At 55.4% G+C, this 12,642-nt stretch carries 14 protein-coding genes; 4 read left to right on the forward strand and 10 right to left on the reverse strand.

All coding sequences use genetic code 11. The features are described from left to right. The first annotated feature begins 116 nt into the window (after positions 1-116). Positions 117-1,142: a DUF4917 family protein gene (locus FHL07_RS11295; RefSeq protein WP_095001803.1), complete on the forward strand. Its 1,026-nt coding sequence runs from the start codon at positions 117-119 to the stop codon at positions 1,140-1,142. A 154-nt stretch (positions 1,143-1,296) separates the two neighbouring features. Here the strand turns inward: FHL07_RS11295 and FHL07_RS11300 are convergent, their stop codons facing one another. Continuing rightward, positions 1,297-1,629: a YegP family protein gene (locus FHL07_RS11300; RefSeq protein ID WP_095001804.1), complete on the reverse strand. Its 333-nt coding sequence runs from the start codon at positions 1,627-1,629 to the stop codon at positions 1,297-1,299. Between the two features lie 172 nt (positions 1,630-1,801). Between FHL07_RS11300 and FHL07_RS11305 the strand changes: the two genes are divergently transcribed. The 3 genes from FHL07_RS11305 (at position 1,802) to FHL07_RS11315 (ending at position 5,946) form a co-directional block, all read left to right on the forward strand. After that, the gene (locus FHL07_RS11305) at positions 1,802-2,341 is read left to right on the forward strand and encodes an RNA polymerase sigma factor (RefSeq protein WP_095001805.1); all 540 of its coding nucleotides are present in this window, start codon (positions 1,802-1,804) and stop codon (positions 2,339-2,341) included. Continuing rightward, positions 2,338-3,279, forward strand: coding sequence for a FecR family protein (locus tag FHL07_RS11310; RefSeq protein ID WP_095038651.1), 942 nt, complete (start codon positions 2,338-2,340; stop codon positions 3,277-3,279). Before FHL07_RS11305 ends, FHL07_RS11310 begins: the two co-directional genes overlap by 4 nt. 120 nt (positions 3,280-3,399) lie before the next feature. Beyond that, complete coding sequence (locus FHL07_RS11315; RefSeq protein WP_138738477.1) at positions 3,400-5,946, forward strand: TonB-dependent receptor; 2,547 nt, start codon at positions 3,400-3,402, stop codon at positions 5,944-5,946. A gap of 138 nt (positions 5,947-6,084) precedes the next feature. On the opposite strand, the gene FHL07_RS11320 is transcribed toward FHL07_RS11315, so the two are convergent. From FHL07_RS11320 to FHL07_RS23925, 9 genes are all read right to left on the reverse strand, one after another. Further along, on the reverse strand, positions 6,085-6,405 hold the full coding sequence (locus FHL07_RS11320; RefSeq protein ID WP_095026575.1) for a ribbon-helix-helix domain-containing protein: 321 nt from the start codon (positions 6,403-6,405) through the stop codon (positions 6,085-6,087). Positions 6,406-6,420: 15 nt separating this feature from the next. Further along, positions 6,421-7,002 carry a DJ-1/PfpI family protein gene (locus tag FHL07_RS11325; protein WP_095001809.1) on the reverse strand — a complete coding sequence of 194 codons (582 nt, stop codon included), beginning with the start codon at positions 7,000-7,002 and terminating at the stop codon, positions 6,421-6,423. 115 nt (positions 7,003-7,117) lie between these two features. Further along, on the reverse strand, positions 7,118-8,335 hold the full coding sequence (locus FHL07_RS11330; RefSeq protein ID WP_095025861.1) for a class I SAM-dependent methyltransferase: 1,218 nt from the start codon (positions 8,333-8,335) through the stop codon (positions 7,118-7,120). 295 nt (positions 8,336-8,630) lie between these two features. Then, positions 8,631-9,470, reverse strand: coding sequence for a hypothetical protein (locus FHL07_RS11335; protein ID WP_138738478.1), 840 nt, complete (start codon positions 9,468-9,470; stop codon positions 8,631-8,633). 3 nt (positions 9,471-9,473) lie between these two features. Beyond that, positions 9,474-10,058 carry a 2OG-Fe(II) oxygenase gene (locus FHL07_RS11340; RefSeq protein WP_095019253.1) on the reverse strand — a complete coding sequence of 195 codons (585 nt, stop codon included), beginning with the start codon at positions 10,056-10,058 and terminating at the stop codon, positions 9,474-9,476. Next, complete coding sequence (locus FHL07_RS11345; protein WP_095019252.1) at positions 10,039-10,590, reverse strand: hypothetical protein; 552 nt, start codon at positions 10,588-10,590, stop codon at positions 10,039-10,041. Before FHL07_RS11345 ends, FHL07_RS11340 begins: the two co-directional genes overlap by 20 nt. Before the next feature lie 86 nt (positions 10,591-10,676). Continuing rightward, entirely contained in the window at positions 10,677-10,868 is a 192-nt protein-coding gene (locus FHL07_RS11350; RefSeq protein WP_095001812.1) for a LuxR C-terminal-related transcriptional regulator, read from the reverse strand. Between the two features lie 256 nt (positions 10,869-11,124). Then, positions 11,125-11,739, reverse strand: a complete 615-nt coding sequence (locus FHL07_RS11355) for a TPM domain-containing protein (protein WP_095001813.1) — start codon at positions 11,737-11,739, stop codon at positions 11,125-11,127. A gap of 26 nt (positions 11,740-11,765) precedes the next feature. Next, the gene (locus FHL07_RS23925; protein ID WP_138738479.1) at positions 11,766-12,506 is read right to left on the reverse strand and encodes a TPM domain-containing protein; all 741 of its coding nucleotides are present in this window, start codon (positions 12,504-12,506) and stop codon (positions 11,766-11,768) included. Positions 12,507-12,642 lie beyond the last annotated feature (136 nt).

Below are 12,642 nucleotides of genomic sequence, written 5' to 3' on the forward strand. Positions count from 1 at the left end.
ATTGGCTAATTCGGTCTCCACAGCTTCCTCCAATCACAAAGCAGCAATGTTGATCTGGCTCAACACTTGAGCGTGATAAAGTCCGCTACCGCCCACGCCTTGAGACGATATTTGCGATGACCCCCTTCCAGGAATTTGATGCCCAACTAGAAGACTGGAACCAGTTACGCACCAGCACCCCGTGCAGCGGACTGCTGATTGGCAACGGCGCCAGCATGGCCGTGTGGCATGATTTCTATTACGACTCGCTGTTTGAAAAAGCCAAAAGCGTGGCCGAAAAGCCGCTGAGCCAGACCGAACTCAGCGTGTTCGAGGCCCTCTGCACGCGCAATTTCGAACATGTGCTCAGCGCCCTGAAAACCGCAAGCAAGGTCAACAAGGCACTGGCCATCAACTCGGCCTCGCCGCGCAAACGCTACTACGCAATCAAGGAAGCCCTGATCAACTGTACCCAGGACGTGCACATCCCCTGGCGCCTGATGCAGCCTGAGACCCTGGCCTGCTGGAACGAAGAACTGGCGCGCTACGCCACGGTGTACTGCGCCAACTATGACCTGCTGGCACCCTGGGCCGTGATGCACGCACCCAAAGGTTTCAACGACCTGTTCGGTACCCCGCAGGCCACCTTTGAGCCTGCCGCGGCACTGGCCAAAAGCAGGACTACACGTGTGCTGTACCTGCACGGCGCGCTGCACCTGGTGAAAAACCAGGAAGGCAAGGCGCGCAAGCTGGCAGCCAACCAACCCACATTGCTAAGCAACTTTGCGATCAACCACTCCATCAGCGCCCTGGACGACGTACCGCTGTTTGTCAGCGAAACCGGCAGCGAAGACAAGCGAAAATCCATTCGCCAGTCCGATTACCTGTCTTTTTGTCATGAGCAGTTGCTGACCCAGAAAGACGCGCTGTGCATCTTCGGCCACAGCTTGGGCGAGCAGGACCAGCACCTGATCGATGCCTTGCGCCAGGCACCGCTGAAAACCCTGTGCATCTCGATTTACCCGCGCAGCGAAGCCTTTATTCGCTTTCAGAAAAACCACTACACAGCGTTGTTTGCCGACAAGAAGCTTGAACTGCGCTTCTTTGATTCAAAAACCCATCCGTTGGGCGATACCAGGCACTCAGTACCTGTGGAACGGTAAACCTGTAGCCGCTGACGAGCAGCGGCAACAGGAAAAACTGCAACTGTGGGAGCGAGCCTGCTCGCGAAGGTCGTTCGCGAGCAGGCTCGCTCCCACAATAGGGTTTGATCTACAACAGAGTATCTACAGGGTTACAAGAGCACACATTCAGGTATCAAAATTTCTCTTTGATCACCGTGGTCGGGCCATTGTGCTTGACGCTGGCAATGCCCTTGTCCCGCGCGGCCTCCGAGGAGTACAGCTCGCTGGTGCCGATGATCTGGTGATTGGCCGCCTTCAGGTTGAAGTATGGCTTGCCGTCCTTGGCCACTTTCTTCTCGTAGCGCTCATCCAGCGGGCTGTTGACCTGCACCGAGGCGATCCCGCCCTTGGCCGCCGCCAGCGTGGTGTATTGCTCGCTGACCAGAATGGTTTCGGCATTCGCCGCCTTCAGTACAAACCGGAACTGCCCGCTGCTGGTCTTGCTCAACTCATACCAACCCGACATAGCCTTTCTCCCGAAATTAAAGGTTCCTGCACTTATTCAGTAAAGACCCCATGGGCTATTTATCCATTTATCGACAGGAATGAAGGAAACAGGAAATTTCAACGAGACAAATAGCAATGGTTATCGATACCATTCGCAGCTTATTTGCATCGCTGTGTCTATAAGGATCTTCATGTCTGGCCTTAAACCCGATCCGCCCGCGGCCGATCACTTTCGCGAGTTCTATACGCAAATTTTGCACTTTCTGCGCAAGCGTACCGACAACACCAGCGATGCAGCCGACATGACCCAGGATGTTTTCACCCAATGGCTGGGCTATCAGGACCGAGGCAAAATCGAACAGCCCCGGGCGTTTTTGTTCCAGATGGCGCGCAATCTGTTGCGCGATCACTGGCGTCGACAGCAAGTGCGACACGCCGCTCACGGCGAGCACAGTGAAAGTGAGGCCGAGCCCTTGAGCGATGACAGGGATGATCCGATGGTCGCAGCCCTGCGCCTGCAACGCCTTGAACAACTTAAAAGGGTAGTTGCAGAACTCTCGCCCAGGCGTCGAGAAGCCCTTATGCTGCACCGTTTTGAAGGCTTGAGTCAGGCACAGATTGCCGAACGCATGGGGATATCCGTGAGCATGGTTGAAAAGCACATTGCCCAGGCCTTGCTGCACTGCAAGCAACATCTACAGCGGGACAGCGGCAAGGAGCAGACACAATGAGCCCTTTTCACACGGCCGGTGACGACAGCATCGATGAACAGGCCGCCAATTGGTTTGCACGCAACCGCAATACCCGCAACCAAGGCAGCTGCGAACAATTCAACGCCTGGCATGCCAACCCGAGTCATGCCCGGGCCTATACCGAATTTGAATCGTTGTGGGCCGACCTGGGAGAACTTGAACAGATCAACTCGCCGGTACCCCTCCCTGCCAAGCCCCGGCGCGCACACTTTGCGCTGGCCACTGCTGCCGCCGTGCTCTGCGCCGTCTTTGCACTGAACCTGGGCGCCCCGGTGGCGCTGCATCAACAGCAGGTCAGCACACTGGCCCAAGGCGCCCGCACGATATTGCTACCCGACGGCAGCACCCTGAACGTGAATGCCAACACGCGCCTGAGCCTGGACTTCAGCGCCCACCAGCGTGACATCTATCTGGACCAGGGCCAGCTTTACATCGAGGTCGCGGCCAACAAGGAGCAGCCGTTGGTGGTGCATGCCGGGGAGGCGCGCATACGGGTGGTCGGCACGGGGTTCGATGTACGCCGCAGTTCGCGCCAATTGGTGGTCAGCGTGGCCCACGGCGAGGTTGCGTTCATCCCAGACCCCAGGTCAGCAATGCTGCTGGGTGCACAACAACGCGCCACCTGGGACTACAACAGGGGAGCACTCATAGAACAGACGTTGAGTGCGGGCGAAGTGGCGGGCTGGCGCAGCGGCCATCTGTCCTTTCGCAATCGCGAACTGGCCAGCCTGGTGGATGAACTGGACCTCTACCGCCCGGGCCTGATTCAGTTGGCCGACGGCCCGCTGACTGGCTACAAGGTTTCAGGCAACCTGGATGTCAGCGATCCACTGGCACTGGTCAAAGCCCTGCCCGCCCTGATCCCGGTAAAAACCGTGCTGCTGGACAGCGGTAAAATCCGTATCGAACCACGCTAAAAAAACATATGCGAATATTTTCCATTCGCATATGTGGTTTTTTCATTTTGCTGCGTCTTCCTCCGGTCTGCGTTGCTAACGCATGTCTTTTTGGCCTTTGTTGCCACACCGGGGGATTTCATGTTTCGCGCACCACATTGCTTCTCGCATTTGTACACCCGCCCGACACTGCTGGCGGCTTGCCTGGCGATCAGCCTGCAAGCCCACGCGGAGTCGATCCAACTGCAACTGCCAGCACAATCGCTGGCCAGTTCGCTGAGCGAGGTGGCACAGCAGGCAAAAATCCAGCTGCTGTTCGACGAAGCCCTGTTACGCAACGTGAAAGCCCCGGCACTCAGTGGCACCTTCGAGCCACAGGAAGCTATCCAGCGCCTGCTTAAAGACACCGACTTCAGCCTTGTGCAGATCGATCGCACCTACGTCGTGCGGCCCCGGGAGTCTGGCACCACCACCAGCAACAGCTTGGAGCTGGGCGCAGTCAGTGTGGTGGGCAACGGTAGCGAGGTCGACTCCAGCAACGTCGGCAAGTCGACCATGACCCAGGAGCAAATCAACCGCTATCAGGCCAATAACATCCCCAGCCTGCTCGCCACCCTGCCAGGCATCAACCTCGGCGGCTCGCTCAAGCCCGGTGGCCAGACCATCAATATCTGGGGCATGGGAGAAGCCGAAGACGTACAAATGACCGTCGATGGCGCGACCAAAAGCGGCTTTGAACGCTACAAACAGGGCACGATTTTTATCGAACCCGAGCTGATCAAACGCCTGGAAGTCGAAAAAGGCCCCCACGATATCCACACCGGCAATGGCGGCTTCGCCGGTGTAGTGCACATGGAAACCAAGGACGCGACCGACTTGCTCGAAGAGGGCAAGAACACCGGCGCCATGCTCAAATACGGCTACAGCAGCAACGACCATCAACAGGTCTACAGCGGCGCTGTTTACGGTCGCACCGAAGATGGTCGCGCCGACGCTCTGTTTTACTACACCAAGCGCGACGGCGACGATATGAAGCTGGCCGGTAAAATGCCCAACCCCGGCAATGTCTACCCGGTTAACCCGCAGCGTCTGCCCAATACGGCCCAGGACCTGGACGGACAACTGCTCAAGCTCAACTTGCACCTCAATGACGAACACAGTGTGGGCATGTCTTACTCGCGCTCGAACAACTATTTGTGGGTGCCCTTCTCGGCCGTGAGTTACCCGGCGCCACCCAGCCAGGCCAACATCGACAAATTTGGTTACGACATTGCAGCGCGGCGCTACCTGTCCAACCGCTCGACGATCGACACCACCTGGTCGGCCAAATACAAGTACGAACCCCTGGACAACCCGCTGGTGGATCTGGAGGTCAAGTACTCACACTCCAACACCGAGCAAACCGACAAGCGCGATGCCCAGGCCTTTACCCAGCCCACCAGCGGCGGGCGCAAGATGGAAACCGGCTACACCGATGACATGCTCCAGGTCGAGAACATCAGCCTGTTTGCCAGCGGCCCGCTGGACCATGCAGTGACCACCGGCGTGCAACTTCGCAAGCACCAGCGTGATGTGGACATGTGGATGCCGGGCGGTATCTACGACGTCGAAAAGTACAACTACGGCCACTACCAGCCCAACTTCATGCCCCGGGGCAAGGTCGACACCAACAGCTTCTATATTCAGGACGCCATCACTTGGGGTGACTTCACCCTCACGCCGTCCATGCGCTACGACCACGTACGCAATCGCGGCCAGGAAAACGACGCGCCGTACTATAACCACCCGGAGTTGGGTCACGACTACAGCGACAAAACCTACACCGGCTGGTCGCCTCGCCTGTCGGCCTTCTGGAAAATCACCCCGAAAACCGCCCTGTTCCTGGACTACAGCAAAACCTGGCGTGCCCCGGTGATTGACGAGCAGTACGAAGTACAAGGCGTCGGCAGCCGCACCTCCAGCAGCCTGGGCCTTGATCCGGAGCGCATCACCGGCTGGCGCGGCGGCAACATCACCACCTTCGACCAGATTTTTGGCGACAACGACCACGCCCTGGTGCGCACCACCCTGTTCCGCAACACCGTCGACGACGAGATTTTCAAGGCCACGGGCGTCGGCTGCGCCGCGCAAACCCCTACGGTCAGCATGAGCGATGCGTGCGGGCCCAACATGCCCAACTACCGCAACATTGGCAGCGTGACCATCAAGGGCTTCGAAATTGAGAGCTTCTACGAATCCACCTACGTGTTCGGATCCCTGTCCTACGCATGGATGACCGGCAAACACCAAGGCGCCTACACCAACCCTTGGGGTCCCAACGTCTGGGCGCGTGACATACCCGCTCCCAAGTGGATTGCCGTACTGGGTACCAAGATCCCGAGCCTGGATGCCCGGATTGGCTGGAAGGGAGAATTCGTACGCAAGACCGACCGCTTGCCAAGCGATAACTACTACAGCAGCCCGATCAGTGCGCTGGGTGACCGCTACTGGGACCAGTTCCCCAACGACAGCTACAACGTGCAGGGCCTGTTTGCCAACTGGAAGCCGCAGCAGCCGTACCTCAAGGGCACCGAAGTCAACTTCACCCTGGACAACATGTTCAATAAAAACTATCAGCCGATGCTTAGTGGCGAAAACGCCTACAGCCAGGGCCGCAATGCCAAGATCAGCGTGACGCGGTTTTTCTGAGTTGGCTGATCCGGCAAACCCTCTGTGGGAGCGGGCTTACTCGCGATTCCGCCGGCACGGTGTATCTGGCCGACCGCGCCGACGCCATCGCGGGCAAGCCCGGCTCCCACAGGTGTGTACCGCTCACACCCGCAAGCGCTATTGCGGGAGAGCGCGGCTACTGTGACGTGCTACCACACTCAACTCCGGCGCCTGCACCCGGCGCTGGCTCAAGTAGCGGGTGCAGCTCACGCGCAGGAACGAGGCAAAGTTGACTACTTCGCCGCGATAATCCATCACCTCTTCATAGAGCTTGGCCACCAACTGGTTGGTGGTCATGCCATCTGTTTCGGCGATTTCGCTGAGGATGTCCCAGAACTGGTTTTCCAGGCGCAAAGTGGTGACCACGCCGCAAATACGCAATGAGCGCGAACGTGACTCGTAAAGAATCGGGTCGGCTTTTACATACAGTTCACACATGGTCACGCCCTCTGCCTACAAAGTGATTTTGGTACCCAGCAAACCCAGGAATGCCGCCAGCCACGCCGGATGTGCCGGCCACGCAGGGGCTGTGGCCAGGTTGCCTTGCACATGGGCCTTGGTCACATCGATATCGATATAAGTCCCCCCCGCCAGCCGCACTTCCGGTGCACACGCCGGGTAAGCACTGCACTCACGGCCTTCCAGCGTGCCCGCAGCGGCCAGCAGTTGCGCACCATGGCACACTGCTGCAATTGGCTTGGCCGCCTTGTCGAAGTCACGCACTAGCTCCAGCACCTTTTCGTTCAGACGCAGGTATTCCGGCGCACGACCGCCCGGCACCAGCAGTGCGTCGTAATCGCTGGCTTTCACCTTGTCAAAGTCGAAATTCAGGGCAAACAAGTGCCCGGGCTTTTCGCTGTAAGTCTGGTCGCCTTCGAAGTCGTGGATGGCAGTGCGTACGGTCTGGCCTGCGGTTTTTCCCGGGCATACCGCATGAACCTGATGGCCGACCATCAACAGTGCCTGAAACGGCACCATCACTTCATAGTCTTCGACGTAATCGCCAACCAGCATCAGAATTTTTTTCGCTGCCATGGTGCGTGCTCCTGTGGGGTAAGACCTTGGGCCAGTAAGAGTAGCCAAGGTAACCCCTGAGCGCGCGGGCGGGTAATAGCCATGTACTACGTTCCCGCCAGAGCTGCTTACAGGCTTACTTCAGCAAACCGTCTGCCTGAAGCAGGGTTTCGAGGCAGTGTTCCTGAATGTTGTAGAACGCCTTGAGTTCCTGGATTTTCACCAACAACTGCGCCGGATCGGAAGGTCCGGCACGTTTGACCGCGAGGATCATCTTGTTTTTATTGGTATGTTCCAGCGAGATAAACTCGAACACCTTGGTGTCATAGCCGCATGCTTCGAGGTACAGCGCGCGCAGGCTGTCGGTGACCATTTCGGCCTGCTGGCCCAGGTGCAGGCCGTATTGCAGCATCGGCTTGAGCAACGCCGGGCTCTGGATTTGCAGGCGGATCTGTTTATGACAGCACGGCGAGCACATGATGATTGCCGCCCCGGAGCGAACGCCCATATGAATCGCATAGTCGGTGGCAATATCACAGGCATGCAGGGCGATCATCACATCGATCGGGGTGGGTGCAAAACTGCGCACATCGCCGTGCTGGAAGGTCAGGCCCGGGTGCTCCAGACGCTGGGCGGCGTTATTGCACAGCGTGACCATGTCTTCACGCAGCTCAACCCCGGTCACCAGGCCTTCGGCTTGCAGGCTGTGACGCAGGTAATCGTGAATGGCAAACGTCAGGTAACCCTTGCCCGAACCGAAATCCACCACCTTGACCGGCTGATCGAGCTTGAGCGGTGAGCTGCTCAGGGCGTGGGAAAACACCTCGATAAACTTGTTGATCTGCTTCCACTTGCGCGACATCGCCGGGATCAGTTCTTGCTGCTTGTTGGTCACACCCAGGTCCGCCAGAAACGGCCGGGTCAGATCCAGAAAGCGATTTTTCTCACGATTGTGCTCAGCCGACGGCACTTCGCGCTCTTGCTGGCTTTTGCCTTTGAACAGCGAGCTTTTACCCTTTTTGCTGTATTCAAGCTGCACTTCGTCGGTCAGGGTCAGCAGGTGGGCATTCTTGAACGCTTCGGGCAGCAGGCCGGCAATGATCGCCACGCCTTCGTCCAGCGGGAAATTCTTGGTGATATCGCGGGTTTTATAGCGATATACAAAGGACAGGCAAGGCTGCTCCTTGACTGTTACCTGCTTGATGATCACCCGCTGCAATTCAGCCTCGGGGCCCACGTATTTGGCCAGCACCAGCTTGATAAAGGAATTCTGGGCCAGACCGGTTTCCAGCAGGTTCAAAAATTGCGCACGATGATCCGGCACAGACGCGGCGGTGGTAGCAGTCACTGACATTGAAAAAGGTGCCTCGGGGGTGCAGGAGGGAAAATCAGAAAACGAATGGCAGGTATTTTAGGCGTGTTGGGCGCTCAGGGCACGGGGTAATTTCATACGGGCACGGACAGTGGCGGGTATGCAGACCTTGCCAACAATTATAAATGGTTTGTGATGTGAAAAATAATTGCAGCTCATATGAGTAGAACAGTAAGAATGCCGGCCGACATGTGAAGATCATTAACTTACACAGCACAACATGAACATTTAATAATCTAACCTTTAAAAAACCAACCAAAGTTACCAGCCTAAAAAATCACTTATGATAACTATCCCCCAGATATTTATCCCCTCCCCCATAAATATCACCACCAAATTCAAGACTAATATCCACGCGTCCAGCACCATAACCAGACGACTCGGAAGCAGAAGATCCGAAGGGTATATATGTGCCACCGAGCACCATTTCTCCTCCTCCTCCTCCTCCTCCTCCTCCTCCTCCTCCTCCTCCTATCACGACACTATTACTTTCATTGCTCACAACCACCGAAGAAGGCAACAACTCACCCGTCGTCGCCACCCAATTACAAGAAAAAATCTTATTGGCATAAGCCGTTCTTAGCGTGTTCCGATCTACGATGCGCATATCTGGCGCGCACATATAATCAAGATAACTATCACCTCTATTATTTCTAAAGAAATCGTCAGCAGCAGCCATCACATTCCCGAAAATATCTGAGTGGTAAATTGACAACAAACCTGTCGCAATAGCAGCTACAGCTAAAGACCCAACAAAAAAAGCCCCCGCACCGGACAAAACAACAAATGTTCCAACAACCCCAACTCCATTACCCAGTAGACTATACAGCTCACCCTTTTTAACTTCACGCCCAGCCTTCACATCCATCCCCACCTTCAGGAATGTAATAGTTCCCGCGATAATATTCCCTGGCAGACTAATTATTGGCACGTAGGGGCCCGCCAGTTTAGTCACCGAAGTAACACTCGCCACAACCGCACCTGTCTGGGCTGACTGAGTCAGTAGTGCTGCCCCCTCATTATTGGTTACAAGCTGATCTGATACGGCAACCGCTCCCGAGCCCACGATAACACCATCATCAATAACACCTATTATTATTTCAATTTTACCTGCCATCAGCTATTCCTCAATTATTGTTTTAAATGCCAGGGTCATCCTGACTTGATCACATGTATTTGAAGGTGATCGTGCGGCATGGGGGATTCGCCCGTCGAACACCACCATACGCCTTGGTTTCGGCAATACCGCCTTGATAATATGCTCTTTAGTGTCATTGTAAAAAACCAGTTCACCACCCCAAGAGGTCGGCCAGTGCTCATTACAAAATACAACAATCGTTAATCCGGGATGTACTTTATTGTCTCGATGAATGATCGTATCTTGACCAAACGTCTGTCCGTTCGCATAAACGCCTAACAAAGTAATTTTAAAATCATGCAATGCCAGAAATCGCTCCCACACATGGGTTAAAAAACTCCAAGGCTTATTCCCCCTCAACTCCTCAAGGCTTGACTGAACTAGCGGGCGACCCTTACCTGCAATAAACACGTGCCAGCAGGGCCTCACAGAGGACGAATTTTCATAGCTTGGCCAGTTATAGCGCCACACTTCACCCTTAAGCTGAATAGCGATCGCCTTCTCTTCAGCTTCAGTCAAGAAATCATCAACTACATAAATACCTCCCTCAACCTCCCCTATTGCCATCAACCATACTCCTGCAATAATACCGATTCCAAATACCACACCTGAACATGAAAAAACCGCAATAACTTAAAGCCAGGCACGACAACACAATCGCAAGATAATTACCACCATTGTTATATCGCACCCACCACTCAATCTGCTTTCGACTCACCATCAATCGAAGTTCATCATCATACACAGCCCATACAAATTCACTCTCACCACTAGCATCTACAGCCACCCACAACTTTTTATGCTTCTGAACATCCAACAACCTTGCATCCTCACTGGAGAACTCAACCCTGTACTTATAACCCCCTTCATCTTGCCCCACAGTAAAATACAAAAAAGCTGACGACTTCGACCGATCCAAAGGATGGGTAACATATGCGCTGCGCAGCACCAACTTTTTCGGTTCCGGCGGCACTTCCACCCTCGCATCCCACATCATCACACCAAGCCCCAGCATAAACAGGCAACTCAACGCCATCACAACCAAATCCACACGGGTCGCCACATAATCAAGCGGTATATATAAAGACAGCTTTTTCATCCTCACCTCTTGCGCACTTGATCTAAAAATAAACTTCAACACCTGACATAGCAACCCTACCGATGTAGGGGGGCCGCAAGCCCATATTAACCTTCACCCATACGGCCAATCTCCACTACTAACTCCATACGACTTCCGACACTGTACTTGCGCAGCAATGAAGACACATGATCCCGTACCGTAAAACCACTTATACGCAACTGTTGCGCTATCTTCTTGTTCGTGCGCCCCTGCAAAAGCAAATCAAGCACTTCTTTCTCCCTGTGCGTAAGCTTCAACCCTTTTCTCCCAAACCATTTAATTTCTCACGGAAAAGCACCCAACAAAAACGCTCAAACACAACCTAGCCATCATTCAAAAAAATGACAACACAGTTTTTCACAACAATGAAAATTATAATCAGAAGAAATTTATATCACGACCCAGCAAGAACTTACTTACGGACAGACAAGAATAAAACCATAAAGATAACTTTACAAAAGCCCGACACTTCTCATCAAAGTGTCGGAAATATCAAAGCCACTAAGAAAATGATTACAACATCACCAACCGATTCGGCAGTTGGTTGCGCGCTTGGGTTTTGGGTATGTGCTGTGCGAGCACTTCAGCGCAGGCATCGATGCAAGTGATAAAACCTTCTGCCGTATGCCCCAACGCCACGCGGCGTACGAAATCGCTGACGATAGTGCCCCAGTCACTGTCGTCCAGATGGCGGGATATCCCTTCATCCACCAGTATTTCGACATAACGCTCGGCTTCGCTGACAAAGATCAGTACACCCGTGCGCCCAGCAGTGTGGTGCAGTTTTTGTTCGAGAAACTGGCGCCGGGCCAGGTTACTCGCACGCCAATGCCGCACGCGGGGCGGAATCAGGCGAGTGGTGATGGCCGGGATGCGAAAGATCAGGCTAAGAAAGACAAAGCTGGCCCATTGCAGCATCAGCAGAGTATAAGTCGCCAGGCCGCTGTTCAAGAAGTGCACCACGGCCGGCAGCACCAAGGCAATCAGGCTGGCCCATAGCAAGGGGATGTAGCTGTAGTCGTCGGCACGGGGAGCCAGCACGGTGACGATTTCGGCGTCGGTGTGCTGTTCGGCACGGGTGACCGCGTCTTCGACCTGCCGTTGTTGCTCGGGGGTTAATAAAGCCATAAGTCTCGTACTCGTTAAAAAGTGAATTACCAGCCACCAGAGGCTCCGCCGCCGCCGAAGCTGCCACCACCGCCGCGAAAACCGCCACCACCGCCTCCGCCGAACCCGCCACCGCCAAAACCACCGGAGCGCGAACCGCCACTGCCACCCGAATTGCAGATGCCATAGAACTGACAGGCGGCAACCACCAGTACAAACAGGATAAATAGCAGCATCACCCCCCCGGGGTGCTCGGCCATAAAGTCGCTGCCGTCACCCTGGCTGCTGGCGTAGGCCGGTTCGGCCAGGGCCGTGCCGCCCAATACTTGCAGGATGGCACCCACACCGTCGCTGATACCTTGGTTGTAGTCCCCGGTTTTAAAGGCCGGGGTGATGATCTGGTTGATAATCACCGAGGCCTGGGCATCGGTGAGGCGATCCTCAAGGCCATAGCCGACCTCGATGCGCAACTTGCGGTCGTCGCGGGCCACGATCAGCAAGGCGCCGTTATTTTTGTCCTTTTGCCCGATACCCCAGGCACGGCCCAGTTGGTAGCCGTAGTCTTCGATGGGCATGCCCTGCAGGTCAGGCACGGTGACCACCACCACTTGCTCGCCGGTGGCCTTTTCGTGAGCCTGCAGGCTTTGCGTCAATTGCTCGCGGGTGGCGGGCGTGAGCATTTGCCCCTCGTCCACTACCCGCCCGCTGAGCGCGGGAAAGGTCAGCGCCTGGGCCGTGGCTATAAATAGCCACAGCAACAGGCCCAACCCCAGTCTTGATACGCGCATCGCTACCTCGAACGTTTGTTATCCATTGTAGGAGCGGGCTTGCTCGCGATACATGCGGCGCGGTCTGTCAGGCAAATCGCGTTGATTCCATCGCGAGCAAGCCCGCTCCCACAACAAGCTCGCTCCCACAGGGGGG

Source organism: Pseudomonas sp. FSL W7-0098 (genome assembly GCF_005930585.1).
Lineage (GTDB): Bacteria > Pseudomonadota > Gammaproteobacteria > Pseudomonadales > Pseudomonadaceae > Aquipseudomonas > Aquipseudomonas bubulae.

Excerpts from the sequence above, each read along its gene's own strand:
- FHL07_RS11340 (WP_095019253.1), bottom strand. The coding sequence starts at position 10,058 with ATGGCAATAGGGGAGGTTGAGGGAGGTATTTATGTAGTTGATGATTTC.
- FHL07_RS11310 (WP_095038651.1), top strand. The coding sequence starts at position 2,338 with ATGAGCCCTTTTCACACGGCCGGTGACGACAGCATCGATGAACAGGCC.
- FHL07_RS11320 (WP_095026575.1), bottom strand. The coding sequence starts at position 6,405 with ATGTGTGAACTGTATGTAAAAGCCGACCCGATTCTTTACGAGTCACGT.
- FHL07_RS11300 (WP_095001804.1), bottom strand. The coding sequence starts at position 1,629 with ATGTCGGGTTGGTATGAGTTGAGCAAGACCAGCAGCGGGCAGTTCCGG.
- FHL07_RS11335 (WP_138738478.1), bottom strand. The coding sequence starts at position 9,470 with ATGGCAGGTAAAATTGAAATAATAATAGGTGTTATTGATGATGGTGTT.
- FHL07_RS11325 (WP_095001809.1), bottom strand. The coding sequence starts at position 7,002 with ATGGCAGCGAAAAAAATTCTGATGCTGGTTGGCGATTACGTCGAAGAC.
- FHL07_RS11355 (WP_095001813.1), bottom strand. The coding sequence starts at position 11,739 with ATGGCTTTATTAACCCCCGAGCAACAACGGCAGGTCGAAGACGCGGTC.
- FHL07_RS11345 (WP_095019252.1), bottom strand. The coding sequence starts at position 10,590 with ATGAAAAAGCTGTCTTTATATATACCGCTTGATTATGTGGCGACCCGT.
- FHL07_RS23925 (WP_138738479.1), bottom strand. The coding sequence starts at position 12,506 with ATGCGCGTATCAAGACTGGGGTTGGGCCTGTTGCTGTGGCTATTTATA.
- FHL07_RS11295 (WP_095001803.1), top strand. The coding sequence starts at position 117 with ATGACCCCCTTCCAGGAATTTGATGCCCAACTAGAAGACTGGAACCAG.
- FHL07_RS11315 (WP_138738477.1), top strand. The coding sequence starts at position 3,400 with ATGTTTCGCGCACCACATTGCTTCTCGCATTTGTACACCCGCCCGACA.
- FHL07_RS11305 (WP_095001805.1), top strand. The coding sequence starts at position 1,802 with ATGTCTGGCCTTAAACCCGATCCGCCCGCGGCCGATCACTTTCGCGAG.
- FHL07_RS11330 (WP_095025861.1), bottom strand. The coding sequence starts at position 8,335 with ATGTCAGTGACTGCTACCACCGCCGCGTCTGTGCCGGATCATCGTGCG.